Annotated in this window: 23 protein-coding genes and 1 riboswitch; of the genes, 21 read left to right on the forward strand and 2 right to left on the reverse strand. The window is 45.2% G+C overall.

Annotated features, from left to right (window positions below; translation table 11 throughout):
- The first annotated feature begins 38 nt into the window (after nt 1-38).
- The 4 genes from MKY95_RS08795 (at nt 39) to MKY95_RS08810 (ending at nt 2,588) form a co-directional block, all read left to right on the forward strand.
- Entirely contained in the window at nt 39-500 is a 462-nt protein-coding gene (locus MKY95_RS08795; protein ID WP_076318249.1) for a GNAT family N-acetyltransferase, read from the forward strand.
- Entirely contained in the window at nt 487-1,149 is a 663-nt protein-coding gene (locus tag MKY95_RS08800) for an HAD family hydrolase (protein WP_339198235.1), read from the forward strand. The genes MKY95_RS08795 and MKY95_RS08800 overlap by 14 nt, the downstream gene beginning before the upstream one ends.
- 255 nt (nt 1,150-1,404) lie before the next feature.
- Complete coding sequence (locus MKY95_RS08805) at nt 1,405-1,917, forward strand: NUDIX domain-containing protein (RefSeq protein WP_051447164.1); 513 nt, start codon at nt 1,405-1,407, stop codon at nt 1,915-1,917.
- A complete protein-coding gene (locus MKY95_RS08810; protein WP_076318251.1) occupies nt 1,917-2,588 on the forward strand; it encodes a DUF3298 and DUF4163 domain-containing protein in 672 nt (223 codons plus the stop codon). Before MKY95_RS08805 ends, MKY95_RS08810 begins: the two co-directional genes overlap by 1 nt.
- Nucleotides 2,589-2,887: 299 nt before the next feature.
- Here MKY95_RS08810 and MKY95_RS08815 read toward each other — a convergent pair whose 3' ends face one another.
- On the reverse strand, nt 2,888-4,048 hold the full coding sequence (locus MKY95_RS08815; protein ID WP_256721244.1) for a glycosyltransferase family 1 protein: 1,161 nt from the start codon (nt 4,046-4,048) through the stop codon (nt 2,888-2,890).
- Between the two features lie 209 nt (nt 4,049-4,257).
- Between MKY95_RS08815 and MKY95_RS08820 the strand changes: the two genes are divergently transcribed.
- The 7 genes from MKY95_RS08820 (at nt 4,258) to MKY95_RS08850 (ending at nt 12,068) form a co-directional block, all read left to right on the forward strand.
- On the forward strand, nt 4,258-4,827 hold the full coding sequence (locus MKY95_RS08820; RefSeq protein WP_339198240.1) for a hypothetical protein: 570 nt from the start codon (nt 4,258-4,260) through the stop codon (nt 4,825-4,827).
- Nucleotides 4,828-4,854: 27 nt separating this feature from the next.
- The gene (locus MKY95_RS08825) at nt 4,855-5,139 is read left to right on the forward strand and encodes a hypothetical protein (protein WP_155985062.1); all 285 of its coding nucleotides are present in this window, start codon (nt 4,855-4,857) and stop codon (nt 5,137-5,139) included.
- 235 nt (nt 5,140-5,374) lie between these two features.
- Nucleotides 5,375-5,830 carry a PTS sugar transporter subunit IIA gene (locus MKY95_RS08830; RefSeq protein ID WP_076318252.1) on the forward strand — a complete coding sequence of 152 codons (456 nt, stop codon included), beginning with the start codon at nt 5,375-5,377 and terminating at the stop codon, nt 5,828-5,830.
- Nucleotides 5,830-6,147 carry a fructose PTS transporter subunit IIB gene (locus MKY95_RS08835; RefSeq protein WP_076318253.1) on the forward strand — a complete coding sequence of 106 codons (318 nt, stop codon included), beginning with the start codon at nt 5,830-5,832 and terminating at the stop codon, nt 6,145-6,147. Before MKY95_RS08830 ends, MKY95_RS08835 begins: the two co-directional genes overlap by 1 nt.
- A gap of 29 nt (nt 6,148-6,176) precedes the next feature.
- Entirely contained in the window at nt 6,177-7,295 is a 1,119-nt protein-coding gene (locus MKY95_RS08840; protein WP_036610325.1) for a PTS fructose transporter subunit IIC, read from the forward strand.
- Nucleotides 7,296-7,369: 74 nt separating this feature from the next.
- On the forward strand, nt 7,370-10,048 hold the full coding sequence (gene mngB, locus MKY95_RS08845; RefSeq protein WP_339198245.1) for a mannosylglycerate hydrolase: 2,679 nt from the start codon (nt 7,370-7,372) through the stop codon (nt 10,046-10,048).
- Nucleotides 10,049-10,094: 46 nt separating this feature from the next.
- On the forward strand, nt 10,095-12,068 hold the full coding sequence (locus tag MKY95_RS08850; protein WP_339198248.1) for a BglG family transcription antiterminator: 1,974 nt from the start codon (nt 10,095-10,097) through the stop codon (nt 12,066-12,068).
- 169 nt (nt 12,069-12,237) lie between these two features.
- Here the strand turns inward: MKY95_RS08850 and MKY95_RS08855 are convergent, their stop codons facing one another.
- Nucleotides 12,238-13,011 (reverse strand): sporulation protein, encoded by a 774-nt coding sequence (locus tag MKY95_RS08855; protein ID WP_017689745.1) that lies wholly within the window; start codon nt 13,009-13,011, stop codon nt 12,238-12,240.
- Nucleotides 13,012-13,192: 181 nt separating this feature from the next.
- On the opposite strand from MKY95_RS08855, the gene MKY95_RS08860 reads away from it, so the two are divergent.
- From MKY95_RS08860 to MKY95_RS08905, 10 genes are all read left to right on the forward strand, one after another.
- Nucleotides 13,193-13,870 carry a class I SAM-dependent methyltransferase gene (locus MKY95_RS08860; protein ID WP_339198253.1) on the forward strand — a complete coding sequence of 226 codons (678 nt, stop codon included), beginning with the start codon at nt 13,193-13,195 and terminating at the stop codon, nt 13,868-13,870.
- A 6-nt stretch (nt 13,871-13,876) separates the two neighbouring features.
- Nucleotides 13,877-14,038, forward strand: a complete 162-nt coding sequence (locus MKY95_RS08865; protein WP_339198256.1) for a hypothetical protein — start codon at nt 13,877-13,879, stop codon at nt 14,036-14,038.
- A 97-nt stretch (nt 14,039-14,135) separates the two neighbouring features.
- A complete protein-coding gene (locus MKY95_RS08870; protein WP_339198259.1) occupies nt 14,136-14,675 on the forward strand; it encodes a hypothetical protein in 540 nt (179 codons plus the stop codon).
- 8 nt (nt 14,676-14,683) lie between these two features.
- Nucleotides 14,684-15,223, forward strand: a complete 540-nt coding sequence (locus MKY95_RS08875; protein ID WP_339199934.1) for a GNAT family N-acetyltransferase — start codon at nt 14,684-14,686, stop codon at nt 15,221-15,223.
- A 48-nt stretch (nt 15,224-15,271) separates the two neighbouring features.
- Nucleotides 15,272-15,796 (forward strand): YfiT family bacillithiol transferase, encoded by a 525-nt coding sequence (locus MKY95_RS08880; protein WP_339198262.1) that lies wholly within the window; start codon nt 15,272-15,274, stop codon nt 15,794-15,796.
- A gap of 34 nt (nt 15,797-15,830) precedes the next feature.
- On the forward strand, nt 15,831-16,346 hold the full coding sequence (locus MKY95_RS08885) for a GNAT family N-acetyltransferase (protein ID WP_339198265.1): 516 nt from the start codon (nt 15,831-15,833) through the stop codon (nt 16,344-16,346).
- A 51-nt stretch (nt 16,347-16,397) separates the two neighbouring features.
- Nucleotides 16,398-16,479: riboswitch (ZMP/ZTP riboswitch) on the forward strand.
- A 60-nt stretch (nt 16,480-16,539) separates the two neighbouring features.
- Entirely contained in the window at nt 16,540-17,142 is a 603-nt protein-coding gene (locus MKY95_RS08890; protein WP_339198268.1) for a DJ-1/PfpI family protein, read from the forward strand.
- Nucleotides 17,143-17,153: 11 nt separating this feature from the next.
- Nucleotides 17,154-17,627, forward strand: coding sequence for a GNAT family N-acetyltransferase (locus tag MKY95_RS08895; RefSeq protein WP_339198271.1), 474 nt, complete (start codon nt 17,154-17,156; stop codon nt 17,625-17,627).
- A gap of 175 nt (nt 17,628-17,802) precedes the next feature.
- Nucleotides 17,803-18,186 (forward strand): VOC family protein, encoded by a 384-nt coding sequence (locus MKY95_RS08900; RefSeq protein WP_339198274.1) that lies wholly within the window; start codon nt 17,803-17,805, stop codon nt 18,184-18,186.
- 193 nt (nt 18,187-18,379) lie between these two features.
- A complete protein-coding gene (locus tag MKY95_RS08905) occupies nt 18,380-19,126 on the forward strand; it encodes a class I SAM-dependent methyltransferase (protein WP_339199936.1) in 747 nt (248 codons plus the stop codon).
- Nucleotides 19,127-19,168: the final 42 nt, after the last annotated feature.

Consider the following 19,168-nt stretch of genomic DNA (forward strand, 5'->3'; position numbering starts at 1 on the left):
GTGTACCATTGATTTAAAATGATGGAGGCGGTTACACCATGCAGATACAGCAGATATCGGTGTGGAATCATGACGATTTAGTGGCTATGCTGGTCGAAAGCTCCAGTGAGGGGCTCAGACATATCGAGCGATTAATCCATGAATATGAGACAGGAATCAATACATTCGAGCAAGAAGATGAAGCGCTTTTTGAATGCAGAGTGCACGATAAGGTGGTTGGGATCTGCGGTCTGAACAGAGATCCTTATTCTGAAGTGACTGATACCGGAAGAATTCGCAGGCTTTATGTGATGAGAGAATTTCGAAGACATGGGGTTGGGCGCAGGCTGATGGATGCGGTTATTCATAAAGCGGAAAAACATTACGCTCGATTGGTTCTGTACACGGATCAACCGGTTGCTGGATCTTTTTATCGCGACTTGGGATTTAGAGAAGTGACGAGTATGGAGAAGATAACGCATGTACTGGAATTGGGGGAGAAGGAAGATGGATCATATTAAAGCCGTTATTTTTGATTTGGACAATACAATTCTGAACAGAACGATGACCTTTGACGGCTTCGCTCGGAGTTTGATTAAAACCTATTTTGCCCATCTTGAGTCCACGGAGGATATCCTCCAAAGAATCATTGAGCTCGATGAAGATGGTTATAAGGACAAACCCTTTCTGTTCAACGAGTTGTTGCATGAACTGCCTTGGGCAGAGCATCCGCCACATGCAGAATTGATGGAGTTCTATGGCAGAGAGTATGTGCGAAGTTCAGTTCTGATGGAACAGGCGCGAGAAGTCGTTCAGCATCTTCGGGGGAAATACCAAACCGGGTTAATCACCAATGGGCAGACCGATATTCAGTATGGAAAAATCGATCAACTCGGTATCCGGGAGGATTACGACCATATTATTGTTTCAGAAGAGGCTGGAGTCAAAAAGCCCGATCCACGCATATTTCAGCTTGCGCTCGATCATTTCGGTCTAAGACCAGAGCAATGCATTTACATTGGCGATCATCCCGTGAACGATATTGAAGGAGCAGCAAGCGTAGGCATGAGCACCATTTGGATCAAGGTCAACCAGCCGTGGCAGGACAGCATTACGTCGGGTCCTTTACATACGATTGAGCATCTAAGTGAGCTGAAGAAACTGCTTTAGAAGACGGTTATATAAATTGAATATAACATTTACACAAAACGTAGAGGACAGAAATAACCTGAAGAAGCGGAGCGGTCGCCTTTATCCCCGGATTTACCCTTTAGGAAAGGAATCAAAAAATCTGGGGATAACAGCGATCGGAAGGTTGTTCTGTCATCGGAGTGGCTAGTGTAAATATTCTTTAGTTAAGTTTATATAGATAAAGATTACTATAAACAAAGTTTGGAAAGCGAGGAACATATGGAGATTAGACAGATGGCTACAGCGTTTTTGAGCAATGGCTCAGACATGCTGATGATGAAGAAGGCGGGTAGCAGATTGTTTGATTTTGAATTCTGGGGTGGCATTGGCGGACATCTGGAACAAGGGGAACTGAACGTACCCATGAGCGCCAGCTATCGGGAGATTGAAGAAGAGACCGGGTTCAAGCAAGAGGATGTCGAACACTTTCGGCTTCGATATATTCTGTTGGAAGTTAACGGTGGTGAGATTTGGCAGCAGTTTGTATATTTCGGAGAGACCACGCATCGACATTTTGTGCCCTCGGATGAAGGCGAGTTATTCTGGATACCACTGGATGAGGTGTTGGACTTACATTCGTCTATTCTGATCAAAGCAACGCTTAGGCACTATTTACAACACCCAGGAGCAGAGGACATCTGGATTGGCAACGTTCAGAGCGGAACAGACCTAAAGGGTACTCCACAGGTAATATGGAACAGAATGCAGGAAACGATATCATTTGAGCCAAAGGGGGTTAATCGATAATGTTGAAATATAGAATGGAAAGAAAAAAATTGAGATGGATAAATTACCTGTTGATCACTGTACTGATTGCTATAATTCTTCCGAGTAGTCATGTTGAGGCAGGCAGCACGATTACAGTGAAAACGAAGGTCCAATATTATAAAGGACAGCCATACATACATCTAACAGGTGGAAATAAATCTGTGACGGATAAACTGAACAAGACATTTAAACTCCACGCAGTGAAAGCAGCTCGCCTGGACAAAGAAGAAAAGAAATCAAACAAAAAATATTTCTACATCACCATGGCCAGTGTAAAATACAATGCAAAAGAAAAGTTATCTGTGGTATATGAAGATCATGTGTACACTGGCGGAGCACATGGAATGGATGCGACAAAATCATATAACTATGATTTAAGAACGGGGAAAGAACTGAAGCTAAGCGAGTATGTCAAAGACGATACTCAGATGGAGAAGGTGGAGAAATCAATCTCCAACAGTCTATTAGCCATGTATAATGCAGGAGTTTCTATTTTTGAAGAAAATATTTATGATTTTCAGCTTGATCAAACATCTGAATTCTTTTTATATGACAAAGGGATCGTCATCCGATTCTATCCTTATGAGGTTGCCCCTTACGCTAAAGGGTTTGTAGATATCAAAGTCCCGTTCAGTAAATTCAACCAATAGATTGTTTGCAATAAAAGGCATGATCCAGTTCAATGAGGTCATGTCTTTATCTATATATACAATCATTCAAAATACTCTAAATAATTTCAATAACTTCGGCTTCTATGTTTCTACATACCGAATAAATAGCTTAACCCATTCCAAGAAGGAGGTTTTGTTATGAAACGTATGGAAACATGTTTCAGGCTGACCGTAGCAACGTGCACCTGCTATGGCAGCCTGAACGAGCGAACCGGTTTAATTTAGCATAGGGCAGAGGCGATTGTTATGGGTTGTTGGAAGAAACTCAGTTCGTCAAATTATGCTGTAATAATTCGATCTTTCGTTTGTCTGTTCCGATGTTCTATCGCTTCCTCATAATCCCCGATCAGTGTATCAAAAATATGCTCCCACGACCGCTGCTCAGCCAGCTTTCTGCCTTCCAGTCCCATCATCCTCAATTGGTTCATGTGATTTCCCCAGAGACATATCTCCCGAATCAGTGCATCAGCCTGACCTGGCTCGAATAACACACCATTGCGATGGTGGGATACCAGATCCTTTACACCTCCAGCATTGGCCGCCACCACAGGGAGTCCTGAAGCCATCGCTTCCAGTACCACATTGCCAAATGTCTCCGTAGAGGAAGGAAACACAAACAGATCTGCCGAAGCATACATAACAGCAAGTTCTTCGCCATGCATATAACCTGTAAAGGTGACATTGGGTGGGGATTGCAGACGCATTTTCGGGAGAGATGGGCCGTCGCCAACGATGATCCAGTGTACACGGGACTGCATTTCCTGGGGCAACTGCTGCATGGTAGTCGTGAGTGTAGCGATATCTTTTTCCGGGGCAATGCGTCCAACGTAGAGTAGAATAAGGGGAGCGGTGATGTGGTATCGTTCACGGATATCCGAGCTGCGTTTATCAGGGGAGTACAGGTTGCAATCAATCCCGCGAGACCAAAGTTTCAGACGCTGAATGCCTTGGGTTTGCAGGGTGTTTAACGTTTCCTGCGATGGAGTTAGGGTTGCATCACAGGCACGGTGGAACCACTGGATATACTTCCAGTAGAGAGGAATCATACTTTTCAACCGGTAGTATTCGAGATAACGATCGAAGTGGGTATGGTAGGAGACAACATGCGGAAGATGGTGTTTGAGCGCATACCTCAGACCAAGCAGCCCCATATTAAAAGGCGTGGCGATATGCAACAGATCGGGTTGAAAGGTTTGTAGCTGCTTGTGTGTGTCTGCTCTGTTGGGTAGAGCAATGCGGCATTCGGGATACAGAAAAAAAGGGATGTTGGCAACCGATCGGACTTGAGTCTCATGGCTTCCTTCAATGACGGAGTTCGGAGTAAACAGCAGATGTTCAATTCTTCTGCGGTTCAGATGGTTACTCAAGCGGTGGAGCGTGCCAGCAACACCATTGGTTTCCGGAAGATAGGTGTCTGTGAACAAGGCCAGGCGCATCATTACCCCTCCCAAGACTCGTGATGCCAAGATCATAACAGCGGAACATTTTCCCGAGGTCAAGTGCACGTTAACTTGATGATATTCCCTGTAAAATGACTTCGCCACGAACATGTAAACTTCCATAACTTCAATTTGTATAGCGTATTCTGCTATGATGTAATAACGTGTCGGCGTATATATAGAAAGAGAGATACAGGAGGCAGAGAAAGATGAACAAGTTACAAGAAGAATTGCAGGAGTTGTTACCACTTGATCAGCTTGAAGAGATGTCAGGTGAAGAAGTGGTGGGGAGTGTTGCCATGGACCTTTATCGGGCTGAATTTGCGACGATTCGAGAAAGTGGGTCGGAACTTCCGCAAGTATTGAGAGATATCATTCTAATCATTGATCTGGATACCGAGCTGTCCATGAACGGGATGACCGGTTTCCTTGAGAATTCCAGCGGACAGTATCTGGGTGAGACGATAACAGCTATGGAGCGGATCGGCAATGATGCAGATGCCGTGATCCTGAAGAAGATAGAGCAGATGTTGTCCGAAAGCGGTGTAACGCACGGGCAATTACGAGATAATGTGAATGGCCTGTCCGAAGATGACATCACGACAAGCCTGCAAACGCATGGGGAACAGATTCATGAGGTATTACAGCAGATTGAACTGGAAGCCGCGAATTTGAGCATGCAATCGGATAACGAAGAAAGCTTTGATCTGCTGTATCAATATGTGGACGAAAATAAAGAACGTTTGAAACAGGAGATGCAACACGTTTTGTCTAATTGAGTGGGAAGAGGAGGCAAAATGAAAATCATGAACAAACGATTAGCGCTGGAATCCTTTTTGGTTACCTTGTTATTCATCATCGGTTTTGTAGCTTGGAATGTCGTTCAAGGCATGATCATGACCATGAATTATGTACCTGATCTGACGAACACCGCTTCTTCTGTTACCCCATTGCAATCCAAGATTGCTTTTGGAAGCCGTGTTCAATGGGATACAACATCCATGATTATGGCTGTTGCCGGATTTATTTTGCTCGCCGCCGCATATTACGGTCTTCGATCAGGAATGCAGCGTTGGACACAGCGTTCTTGATGTTTTATCCGCTTAGAGTCCATGTTCTGTACTTACTTACGCTGCCTTTGCAGCATATCAATTGAAACTCATTTACAACTGCCCTGAGTCTATTAGACTCAGGGTTTTTGCTATGGCTAATGTTTTTCCGCTTCGAAGGGGAAATTTTCTAGATCCAAGGTCAAGGAAGAATCCGTTACAATGATCTTGTAAGCGCTTATCGTTTTGGATAGAGAGAGGAGGAGAGACAGAGATCATGATTACAACCAATCAGATTTATCTCGATCAGACATTGCATAGCAAAGAGGACGTATTTGATTTTATATCTGCGGAGGCAGAGCGTTACAGCATCACTACAAACCGTGCACAACTTGCGGCTGATCTGTGGGAACGCGAACGTGTCTACTCCACCGGACTTCAGGATCACTTTGCGATTCCCCATACCCAGAGTGAAGTTGTAACACGTCCGGCAGTGATGGTCATTCGATTGCGGGAGCCCATTGATTGGGAATCTCATGACGGCAAGCCGGTAAAATTTATTTTTGCCATCCTTGTGCCTAAAGGTCATGTAGACGTATCCCATCTGCAAATCATCTCTTCACTTGCCACCTTACTGCTGGAAGATTCATTCAAAGAGGCCATCGCAGAAGCGGTGCAGCCGGAAGATGTATATGCGTTGCTTCATCAATATACGGAAGGACTGGTGTCATAATGAAAATCGTAGGTGTAACGTCATGTATCGCAGGTCTCGCCCATACCCCGATGGCCGCCAAAGCATTGGAGAAAGCAGCTCAGCAACTGGGATATGAGATCAAAGTGGAACAGCAGGGAGCCATGGGACAAGTCAATAAGCTGACGGAAGAAGATATTGCTGCAGCGAATTTTGTACTGATTGCAGCGGATCAAACGGTGAAGGACATGGATCGGTTTGGCGATAAAAAAATCGTACGTGTCAAAATCGGTCATGCCGTAAGTCAGGCAGAAGCGGTATTAACCAAAGCCGTCGAGGCTGTGAACGAACAAGCTTAACCCCACCTTCCACATGAGGAGAGAGTACGATGAGAAAATGGTTTGGTGAAGCAAAAACACATCTAATGACAGGTATCTCCTATCTGCTGCCCGTCATTATCGCGGGTTCCCTGGTCGTTGCCATCTGCAAAATTATCGCACTATCAATGGGTATTACTGATCTTGATCCGTACAAAGATGGAAGCGGATTCTTGCATATTTTATATCTCGTGCAAAATGTAGGATGGAGCGGCATCGGATTATTGACGATTGTCCTGTCCGGTTACATTGCCTACTCCATTGCTGACAAACCTGCGCTGGCCGCAGGTCTGATCGGCGGGGTGCTGGCACAGCAGACCAACGCTGGTTTCTTGGGCGCATTAATCTCCGGTTTTTTTGCCGGATACATCACCTTGTGGGTCAAAAACAAAGTTAAGATTACAGGTCCGGCCGCTGGCTCGGTACCGTTAATCATTTTACCGCTGATTACCGTAGGTTTAACCGGATTTCTGATGGCAGTCATTCTGGGTGGCCCGCTGGGTGCGCTGAATGAGTATCTCATTGCTTGGGTTCAAAACATGAGCCAGAGCGGAACCAATACCGTTGTGCTTGCCATTATTCTAGGGGCAATGATTGGATTCGATCTCGGCGGACCCGTCAACAAAGCGGCATGGATGGCAGGCAATGCCCTGTTCCTGTCCGGTGTGTATCTGCCGAATATTTTCATTAATATTGCCATCTGCATTCCGCCGCTTGGTTATGGTTTGGCAACATTGCTGATGAAGAAACGTTTTTCCAAAACCTATCAGGAAGCGGGAAAAGGTGCAGTGATTATGGGTGTGATCGGCATCACGGAGGGTGCAATTCCGTTCACACTGCGTAACCCTGCCAAAATGATTCTGGTCAACATGTTTGCCTGTGCAACGGGCGCTGCCTTGACTGCACTGCTGGGAGCACATATCATCATGCCACCAATTGGCGGCTTATATGGAGCCGTATCGGTAGGTACCCCAATCGCGTACCTCGCCGGAGGCATCGTCGGCGCACTGATTGTTGCGGGAGGCACCATGCTGGTGAACTTCCGTGATGAAGAAGAGAAACAGCCTGCCAAGACTCAGGAAGCTTCAGTGAAGAAAAACGGGGAAGAAATCGAACTCGTTTTTGACTAAAAGTACATGTTCAAAAAGATCGGTTTTCAGTATCTTGAACAACCTTTAAAAAGCATCTGGAGGGATATAGAGATATGAGTGAAAGAAATCGTACCAAAGTACATGTGATTCCACATACGCACTGGGACCGGGAATGGTATTTTACGACCTCCCGTTCCAAAGTGTATCTTGTCAAACACGTCAAGGAAGTATTGAACGCACTGGAGAATATCGATGGATTTCATTATTACCTGTTGGATGCACAAGGCTCTCTGCTGGATGATTACATCCGCTGGTGTCCCGAAGATGAGGAACGGATCCGCCAACTGGTTACAGCCAAACGACTGATGACTGGACCCTGGTATACACAGACGGATCAATTGGTTATTTCCAGTGAATCCATGGTCCGAAACCTGTATTATGGTATGAAAACAGCACAAAAGTACGGACATGCGATGAAGGTTGGTTATGTCCCGGATGCGTTTGGACAATCAGCACAGATGCCGCAGATCTATCGCGAGTTTGGCATTGAACGTTTCCTGTTCTGGAGAGGCGTATCAGATAATACGAATCCACATACCGAGTTTACGTGGGAAGGGTCGGATGGCAGTCGTGTATTTGCTGTACAGATGCCATTCGGGTATTACTACGGTGGTAACATTCCGGAAAATGAAGAAGATCTGATCCCTTATTTGGAGAAACAGATTGGTGCGCTTGAACGGAAAGCCTCGACCAAGCATATCTATTTCCCTAATGGGTTTGACCAGGCGCCTGTCCGGTTGAACCTGCCGGAGTTGATTGAACGCTTCAATGCGCTGGATACAGAACGCGAATATGTGATGAATGAACCGGAACGTTTTCTGGCGGAGATCGAAGCGGATAGTCAGGATCTGCCTATACTTCGGGGTGAATTAATGGAAGCCAAGCACATGCGGATTCACAAGTCCATTTTTTCCACCCGTGCAGATCTCAAGCAACAGAATAACCGAATTGAGAATCTGATTGCTAACACGCTCGAACCTGTACTTGCCATTAGCCATTCTCTCGGACATGACTACCCGCATCGCATTGTGGAGGACATCTGGAAGCTGTTGTTTGAGAATGCGGCACATGACAGCATCGGTGGTTGTAACAGTGATACAACCAATCAGGACGTTGCGTTTCGTTACAAGCAGGCCTATGATATCGCACTCAATCTGCTCGACCTGCATATGCGGATGATTGCTTCAACGATACAGCAGGAGGAGACATTTGCGTTCACCCTGTTCAACACGCTACCGTATGTGCGAGGCGGGGTTACGGAGATTGAAGCTTATATTCCGGAAGAATCCTTTGTGATTCGGGACACGAAGGGACGCGAGCTGGCCTATACCATTGTGGAAAAAGTAGACCAGACCGATTATGTGCTTGGACAGCACATCGATCTCAATCCAAGCCGCAAAGTGCATCTGCCAGAACGGGTATATCGCGCCAAATTGCTGGTGGAACTGCAAGAGGTCCCAGCATTGGGCTACACCCAGATTGTTTTTGATTTCAGTCAGGGCGCTGCCCCCGTCATTGAGCGGCGTAACGGGGACACGATTGAAAATGAACATTTCATCATTGCGCTGCAAGCAAACGGCACTTTGCAAATTACGGACAAAAGATCAGGCCGAGTGTATGCAGATCAAATGGTCTTTGAAGATAATGGGGATGACGGAGATTCCTACAATTATTCTCCTCCCGAGCGGGATCTGATTGTTTCTTCGGCAGGTAGCCAGATGAGTGCAACGACCACCCAAACGTCTGTATCTCAGACACTATCCCTGCGTTTCACGCTGGATGTCCCCTACGATCTGGAAGAGCGCGCCGCAGGCATCACGTCGGGAGCATTGCCAATGCAAGTGGAGATATCTCTTCGCATAGGAGAGAATCTGATCCGTTTCCAGGTTCAGGTGCAGAATGAGGTGTTCAGCCACCGTCTGCGTGTCCTTTTTGATACAGGAATTGCTTCCGCCCTATCCATTGCAGACCAGCCTTTCGGTGTGATTGCTCGTCCAACCTCATTGCCAGAAGTGGACGTATGGGAGCGCGAACAATGGCAGGAGAAACCGATCACCATTGAAGCGATGCAGAGTTATGCCGGGTTGAACAATGGTTCGCATGGTATGGCTGTGATGACGGAAGGTGTACGTGAGTACGAGATTATTGGTGAGCAGATGGATACCATTGCCCTGACCTTGTTCCGCACATTCGGTTTCATGGGTAAGGAAAACCTGTTGTATCGTCCTGGCCGGGCCTCCGGTGAGAAAATTGTGGCTACACCTGATGCGCAATTGCTTGGCGAGCTCTCCTTTACCTTTGGCCTGCATATCCAGACTTCTGGATTCGACGAAGCGAATGTGGCCCGTGCTGCGCGTGAATATTTGACACCGATCAGCAGTTATCAGCTATGCGACTTTTTGAATGGACGTCTGATCTTTGCTTTCCGCGATGAGGAACGTGTTCTTGATACAGACTACAGCCTGATGTCGTTCAGCGACGATTCCAACGTGGTGTTAAGCAGTTTCAAGAAAGCAGAGCAGAGTGAGGGTTACATTGTACGTGTCTTCAATCCATATTTGACGCAGTCTGCAAACGTGAACATACACTTTAATCAACCTGTACATGCAGAGCGTGTATCCCTTGCTGAACAACCACTGGAGCCTCAGCAGAAGTTAACCGATGGAGAAGAGGTCGTGCGTTTGCCGGAACTCGAACATTGCAAATTAATGACGGTACTTGTATCCATATAAGCTGAACTTTAGTTTGACATAATCCTGATCAGAAGGGAGGTCGGATATGGGTATGATTTTTCCAACTAAACGGTTGAAAAAGCTGTTCCACCTCATTCATGGTGAAGGACAGGAACAGGCTTGGACGAGCCAAGCACTTGCAGACAGGCTGGAAGTTACGGTACGTACTATTCGGGATGATCTGAAAAAGCTGGATCATATCCTTGCGGGGCATGGTGGGAGCCTGGAATCCAAGCGTGGGCGGGGTTATTCCATTCGTGTGCATGATGCGAAGCGGTATACTGAGCTGTTGGAGGAACGGAAGGATGATCGGCAAAAAGGTGCACCAGTACCTGGATCGCCTGATGAGCGTATCCGGTATGAATTGTTCAAGCTGCTTGGTGAACCGGGTCATATCAAGATGGAAGACCTCGCTGATCAGCTGTATATAAGCCGTGCAACGATGAACAATGATCTGAAAATCATTCGTCAGATTCTGGAGAACTACCAACTTCAGCTTCAGATCAAGCCAGGACATGGTGTGAAGGTCGTCGGAGACGAGCAAAGGTTTCGCTATTGCCTTGCCGAGTACGCCGATGCGCGAGATGAAGAACTGGGCCCCGAAGGAATGACCGTTGCACAGGAACGTTTGTTGTACCCAATCGAACCCGCACACATCCGCGAGATCGTCATTCGCCATGTAGGCAAACAGAATGTTCGTATTGCAGATGTGGCCCTGAAAGATCTGATTACGCATCTGGCTGTTATGGTATTACGTATTAAGCAGGGGCATGAACTGGAGCGATTCGAGAAAGTGGAGGCGAATGTTCAGGATCAGCAACTTGCACAGCAGATTATTCAGGATCTGGAGTTGTTATATTCCATTCACTGTCCAGTTGGAGAGCGAGATTATCTGCTGCTGCACATTGTTAGCAAAAAAATGACCGCTACCGATTGGAATGGACTACGAAGTGACCCATTATATGTTGCTGTACAGCAGATGCTGGGTCATATCTATGATCGGTACACCTATGATCTGCGGGATGATGAACGCTTGCCGAATGATCTGTATGCCCATCTGAAGCCCATGATTACTAGGTTGGAACATGGTATGAATATGCGGAATCCACTGCTCGGACATATACGTAAATATTATCCACTGGCCTATGAGATTACGATCAGTGCAGTGAAACAGCTACAGACATACGTACCTCATGAAATCAATGACAGCGAGATTGGTTATTTGGCTCTTCACATTGGTGCAGCTTTGGAACGTAAATACCAGATTCCTCATCGCAAACGGAAATCCGTATTGCTGGTCTGTGGGTCAGGATACGGCACAGCCCGTATTCTTGAATCCAGATTGCGTTCTTTATTTGCAGAGCTGGAGGTCTCACGTGTAGTTTCGCTACGGGAGTACGAGGAGATGGGGAGTGTGCCCGAAGATTTGGTCATTTCCACGATCCGGTTACGGGAGTTCAAAGGCAAGCCGTCAGCTGTCATTGCTGCGATTCCATCGGAACGAGACATGGCAACGATCACTCATCTGGTGCGAACTAGTGATGAGCAGGAGGAAATGACGCTACTACGTTACTTTGATCCAGCGTTGTTCATGTTTCGGTCCGATCAGCCTGACAAAATGACACTTATGGCTGAGATGAGCGGAGCGCTGTTGGAGAAGGGAATCGTGACGGAGCAGTTCTGGCCAGCTGTGCAGGAGCGGGAAAAGATGGCTTCAACTGCGCTTGGAAGAGGTATGGCGATTCCGCATCCCATGGAGCTGAGTTCAACTCGTACGACCGTATCGGTATGTCTGCTCGAGAAGCCGATTCCGTGGGATGAGGAGAATGAAGTACATGCTGTATTTATGTTATCTATCTGCAAAGAGGATTACGAACAGGCGATGGGGATCTATGATCTGTTTGTAGAGTTAATCCGGCAGGAGGAGAAGTTGGAAAGCCTGCGATCCTGTGGCAGCTTCGATGCCTTTGCCCAACTTGTATGTGAAACGTTGAGTCTGAAAAGTACCGAAGTGTATTAATATATATGTTCGCTAATGGATAATTACACGGACACTCCGAGTACAGAACAACCTTACGATCGCTGTTATCCTCCAACTTTTTTTTAATTCCCTTTTTGAAAGGGAAAAACCGTCCTTCATCAGATTTGCTGATAAAGGACGGTTTTTATTCGTTTACACAAACTATTGATTAAATATGTTTGGATATGACTTCTTCCAGTCCTTGAGCGACAGAATGCGCCCCTCGCGCCAGATGTCTTTCATACAGATGCAGGCGGACAAAGCTCTCATCCGTACCCATGGCTTCGGAGAATATTCCACTGAGTCCACGAGCGCGGCGATCGATCTGTAATAGCAGCTCCAGCGAATCGCCCATGGGATAGAACAGCACTTCCAACTCATCCAGATGCCCACGAAACTTGTTTGTTGGTACAAATTCGAATTCCTGCACAAATGGCAGATTACCGCCCAGCTTCGGCGCATAGTCATTGGTTACTTCACGAAGCTTGAAACCAAGGATATCAATTGCATCGAGCACGGTGTTCATGTCTTTGCTAGGAACAACATGCAGTCTGTCCCGGTCTGAGGGGTCTACAGCACTTGAAATATCGAGGCCCGTCTCCACCCATACCTCTGCACGATGCAGTGTAATTGGCAGATTTTCTGGGAGGTCAAATGAAAAGTCTTTCTCCAATTTGGCTCCAGGCTGTAAGGTGAAACCTTCGGTGAGCAGATATTTGGCTATGACGGCTGTTTCTTTTACTTTACGATCATCGTGCTCCCGTATGTAATGGGTTTTGATTGAAAGATAGATTCGATCTACGTTCTGTTCCACATCTCCACCTTCAATGTACACAACCCCCGAGATGATTCCTCCAGGCGTGACCTCTGGTGTATGCAATTCCGTATTTACTTTGGCTGCTCCAACACCTACACTGGCTAACATTTTCTTGAAAAATGACATGCGCTTTACCTCCAGATCAGATGGTTTATTATATGGGATACATACGGCTTCGACCTTAATACGGAAGCTAGAAGAGAAGCGTTTCATATTTTAGTAAAGATATATCGCATATCCAAACAGGAGAATCGACTTACCTATGTCGAATGTTTAAATAAAGGGATTTTTTGTCAGGAGGAACTCTATGAGCATGGAATGGTACGATATGATTGCACAACGTAATGGGGGATACAAGGGTAGAGCTTTGTATACGTTGGAAGGTAACTCTGCTGAAGATATTTTTGAAGAGCGGTTGATTAAGCTTCTGCCTCAGTATACATCCGTGCTCGATGCAGGCTGTGGACATGGGGAGTTTACGTTGAAAATGTCGGAATATACCGATCACATTATAGGGTTTGATAGTTCGGAAGAGATGATAAAGATAGCCCAAAACAGTCTTCATTCAAGCACGAAAACAAATGTGAAATTTGTCTGTGTAAGCACAAAAGAAAAGATGCCATTTGAAGATAAGCAATTTGGTCTGATCTATGATCGCAGAGGTCCAACTTCCATTATTGAGCATGGGAGATTGCTACAAAAGGGTGGAGTTATGATTGGTATTCATACGGATATAACAAAGGTACGTGAGCGTTTGGAAAGAAATGCTTTTAAGGAGATCAAGATTGAGGAATATAACGAGGCACTTATGATTTTCTCAGATGAAAAAGAGTTTGCCATCTTTCTCTCCGATATCCCCGGAAACCCGGATTATACACAGCCTGAGTACCGGGAACAGCTGGAAGTTAAGCTGAAGGAGAACCAGGTTGATGGTAGAATTGCTGTAAGAGAATGCAAGTATATTTGGCAGGCCATAAGGAGGTGAAGCCGATTGAACACAGAATTTTCAGAACAGAAATATGGTGAATCGGGTGTCAAAACCAGCTTCGAGCAGATGGCAAACGGGGAACAAAAATATAAAATGATAACAGAAGACGGAAGTTATTATTGTAGCGATACATACCATCAAGCATGGATTGAATACATCCAGTGATTGGACGGCATCACCTGAGTTGGATAGGTTAACTCAATCTTTAACAGAGAAGGAGCTACTCCAGAAGTATGATTAATTAGACGGGAGGATCAGACAGATGCGTAAAAATACAATATTTTGGATTACAGGAATAACGATAATCCTCTTGGTGACTCTGCTCATATACAGCTATGTTATTCCAAGTGTGAGTGCCCAGGATGTTGTGATGGCAGGCACAATCAGGCAGATTGATACGGATGTAGTTGAGGTAGAGTTAGAGATAACGCGAAAAAGAGAAGACAAGGATCAACATATGGTGTATCCCGTTGTCCCTGGATGGGAAGGGGTCACATTCACTGAGGAACAAGATGAAGCGTGGTACATGCCTTCGTCTGTTGGCAGCTCCTATCTTGATCAAGTCATTCTGGAAAAGTATCTGAAGGCACAGGGGAAAACCATGAAATCAGCTGATAATCTGATAGGATTTGCGATACCTGATGAGATAGGGAGCTACAAGTTACGGTTAACGCTCAGATCTTTGGATGGAACGACTCAGCCGCTTGAGAATCCCATGGTGTATTATGTTCACAACGAGCATTTGTTAGGGAAGGATCTGAGTTGGGTTACGGGTGAGAATCTGGAGATCAATAAGGAGTAATCAGAATGATGAATGTATATGAATTGAATGAAATCACCGTACGTTTCTTGGACACAGAAGATGAACAACATCTGGTGAAGTGGCTGTCAGACCCGGAAGTTCTTCAATACTATGAAGGGCGTGATCGGCCGAATGACCTGGAGCAGGTGAGAGAACATTTTTACAATCAGAAAGATGATGCTACCCGCTGTATCGTTGAGTACGGAGGACATCCGATTGGATACATTCAGTTCTATGAGCTTGAGGAAGAAGAGCGAACGGAGTATGGTTATGGAGACACGGATGAGATCATCTATGGAACGGATCAGTTTATTGGTGAGGTAGACTACTGGAATAAAGGCATTGGTACACAGTTGATGCAATCCATGCTTGCTTATTTGATTAATGAAAAACAAGCTCATAAAGTGGTTATGGACCCTCAATCCTGGAACTTGCGAGCGATATCCTGTTATGAGAAATGTGGTTTCCAGAAGATTAAGCTGTTGGAGAAACATGAGCAGCATGAAGGACAGATGCGAGACTGTTGGCTTATGGAATATACCCTGTAGATCCTGTTTAAAGTTATTTTAAATCATACAAACAAGGAGGAATAATGGATGGATGAAAGATTTCCGATAGGACCATTTGTATACACGGGCGAGGTTACGCCTGCACAGAGAGAACAGTGGATTCAGGACATTGCTGGGCTGCCTGAACGCGCGCGCGAAGCAGTAAAGGGACTGAGTGAAGATCAATTAAGTCTGCCGTACCGAGAAGGCGGATGGATGCTCAAACAGGTGATTCACCACATGGCAGACAGCCACATGAACAGTATGATTCGTTTCAAGTTGGCACTGACAGAGGATACACCAACGATTCGACCTTATTATGAAGAGCGCTGGGCTGAATTGAGTGATTCAAGGGACCTGGATATCGAATTCTCGCTGCAAATTCTGGATGCGCTCCATCGTCGCTGGGTGTTTCTGTTAAACGCGTTGACAGATGCAGATTATGCCAAACAATTTTATCATCCCTCATCGGAAGAAACGACAAGACTGGATTACAATCTGGGCATGTATGCTTGGCATGGCAAACACCATGTTGCTCACATCACATCGCTTCGGGATAGACTGGGAATATAGTTAGAAAAAATATCTTGTTGAGGAGAAATTATCAATGAGTATACATATCAGACTATTAAATGAGAGCGATCCTGTAATCATATCAAAGGCGTTTCAGGAGCAGGGTTGGGGGAGATTTGCTGAGCAGTATCTTCATTACTTGGCTGAACAACGGAATGGGGAACGCGTAACCTTGGTAGCCGAGTTGAATGGAGAATTTGCGGGATACGTGAATGTATTGTGGTATTCCGGCTACCCGTCTTTTAGGGAACAAGCCATTCCCGAAATTAACGATTTTAATGTGCTGATGAAGTTCCAGCGCCAAGGTATTGGTTCACGGTTGATGGACCGAGCAGAGGAAATTATTTCGGAACGAACGGATGTAGCAGGCATTGGTGTAGGTGTGTTTTCCGATTATGGCAAAGCGCAAGTTCTATATGCCCATCGCGGGTACATACCAGACGGTCACGGTGTACACAAACATGATCATTACATTCAGCCGGGTGAAGAAACGATTATGGACGACGATGTTGTACTTTATCTTACGAAGAAGTTAAAAGCCACGCAATAATTTCATAATATATACAATGATGGAAGATGTCATGTATACTAGTTGTAAATATCTGTTATGTGTGACTGGCGTAAACGTGGAGTGAACCACGAGGGAGCACATATATTATATGCCGTACGCCTGGGCAAAGTGTTTGATCTTTTGATCAAACACTTTATTTATTATTCACGGAACGAAAGGACTGGTGGCGGCAATGAAAATGGCGTTTGTTTTATTTGATGGAATGACAAGCATGGATTTAGCTGGATTTTATGAAGCAGTGACTTGGTTAGCGATTCTGAAAGTAAAGGAAAACGTATCATGGACATTCTGCGCAGATAAGGAGGAAATTTCAGATGACCGCGGGCTGAAAATGAAATCCGATGCAGTATTACCTCATTTAGGGGATTTTGATCTAGTATTTTTTCCTGGTGGATTATCAACTAGAACGCTTCGATTTGATGAGGATTTTATGCGATGGGTCCGAACGGCAGAAAATGTCACTTATAAAATATCTATTTGTACCGGGGCTTTACTGTTGGGGGCAGCAGGTTTCCTAAAAGGAAAAAGGGCTACTACCAACTCATCTGCTTATGATTTATTGAATCCTTATTGTGCAGAAGTAATTTCAGCGCGTGTAGTGCGTGATGGTAATACGGTAACGGGTGCGGGGGTTACGGCTTCTATTGACCTGGGACTATACTTGGTCGAAATGTTAACGTCTACGGAGATCGTCCTTCAAGTTCAACAAAAACTAGAGTATCCATATTATGAAGCTGGTAACTTAAAAGATGTCTACATGCACACTAAGGGGTAGGGGATAAAAAGATGACTATTCGCCTTTTTCAAGCGATTGATCAGCCAGCAGTGCTGAAAATGATGACGGATCATGATTTTCAATTCCCTTTGTTTATACGCGAGCAGTATCCTGCGCGCTGGGATTCATTTTTAAAAATGACGGATGAACGTATCAGTGCTTATTATGTCATGGTTGACGAAGCAGATGTTGTCATAGGTCATGCTGGTTATATCTTTCAGCCTACTGTTAACCGATATGAAATCGTTGGCGTTGTTACATGCAAATCACACCTTCGACAGGGAGTAGCACGTGGACTAATTACAAAAATATGTATAAAAATAGCTGAATTCGGCAGTGGTGATGTCATGCTTTACACACTTGATCATGAAGAAAATGAAGCAGCGCTCCTATTTTATGAACGAATGAATTTTCAAAAAGAAGGTGTTGATATGAATTATTATACCTCGGGGTTTCATAGACTTTCACTTGTTAAAACATTATAAGGGAACTTCAAAAAACTAATTGTAGTGGAAGCATAAAAGTGTACTTCAGTTTAAGTTGCATGTACTTGCAAAGAAAGATGATAAAAAAGCTGTCCCGCATGTTATACTCTATTGGAATTTGAGGAATGATAAGCAGGATGTTGAGAGATTAGATGATCAGAGGAGTGATTGATCCATGTTTAGCAAAGTCGGCCAGATTATGTTGTATGTCAACAATCAGGATGAATCACTGGCATTTTGGACGGAAGTTGCAGGATTCCACATTGTGGATGAAGTAAACCTTGACGAGGGTATGAGATGGATTGAGATTGCGCCTACCCCAAATTCGCAGACGAGCATTATTCTTCATGACAAAGAGTTTGTGGAGCGGATGTCGGCGGGTGTAAATCTGGGCACACCTTCGTTAATGTTCTTCACCGAAAATCTGGATCAGTTATATGCAGACTTGTCTGGTAAACATGTAACGGTTGGAGAGATTGTAGAGATGCCAACCGGGCGTGTCTTCAACTTTGCTGATAATGAAGGGAATTACTTTGCAGTCTTGGAACGGGCGAAGTAAGTTACAACTCAAAACCGCTACGCTTGTAAACGATCGACATTCATGTCGGTCGTTTTTTTGTTGGGAAAAAGCTTATATTTTTAAGTAGAAAAGCACAAGAAAAATAGAGAACTACTGGGTAAAAATGTTATAATAGAGTGTGGCTGATTTAATGAAAATGACGAGGAATGAATAGTCGGAAATGAAGGTTTGGATGGAGCAGTTAAGGAGGAATGTGGTTGTGGAAAAGACGATTAAAAGTGTACAGGACCTATATGATATGCTCGATGCGGACTTCAGATCTGCCAAGCAATTTTGGGAACCTTTCTATGAGGATCGGAACAGACCAATCCCCTTTTTTCCAAACAAACCGGATGAGAATCTGGTAGCGCATGTGAACGAAGGTGTGCTGAGCGGCGGCAAGGCACTGGAACTGGGGTGTGGCCCGGGCAGAAATGCGTTGTATTTAACCCGCCAAGGATATCAGGTAGATGCTTATGATCTTTCGGAGACAGCTATTGCCTGGGCAAAAGAGAGGGCGGCAGAAGAGAAGCTGGACGTGCATTTTGAATGTCGATCTGTGTTCGAATTGGCACCAGAGCAAGAATATGATCTTGTCTACGACTCGGGTTGTCTGCATCATCTGTTACCACATCAGCGGATTCCCTACATAGAGATGATCCACAGTGCACTCCGACCGGGAGGATACTTTGGAATGACTTGTTTTGCTCCTGGTTTTGGCGATATTGGTGGGCCAGAGATCGTTATGACTGATTGGCAGGTGTATCAAGAGAAGTCGATGCGCGGTGGTCTTGCGTTCACGGAGGAGAAGCTTCGCTACATGCTGGAAGATGGCTTTGAATGTGTGGAGTTCCGTGCAATGAAGGCGATGGAGCAGCATGAACCGTATTTTGGTGTACCTTTTCTCTGGGCCACGTTGTGGAGAAAGAAAAACTCGTAAGAATAGTGAAATAAACATGCATTGAAAATAGAGGAGGAGTGT

It is taken from the genome of Paenibacillus sp. FSL P4-0176, from assembly GCF_037975265.1.
Lineage (GTDB): Bacteria > Bacillota > Bacilli > Paenibacillales > Paenibacillaceae > Paenibacillus > Paenibacillus amylolyticus.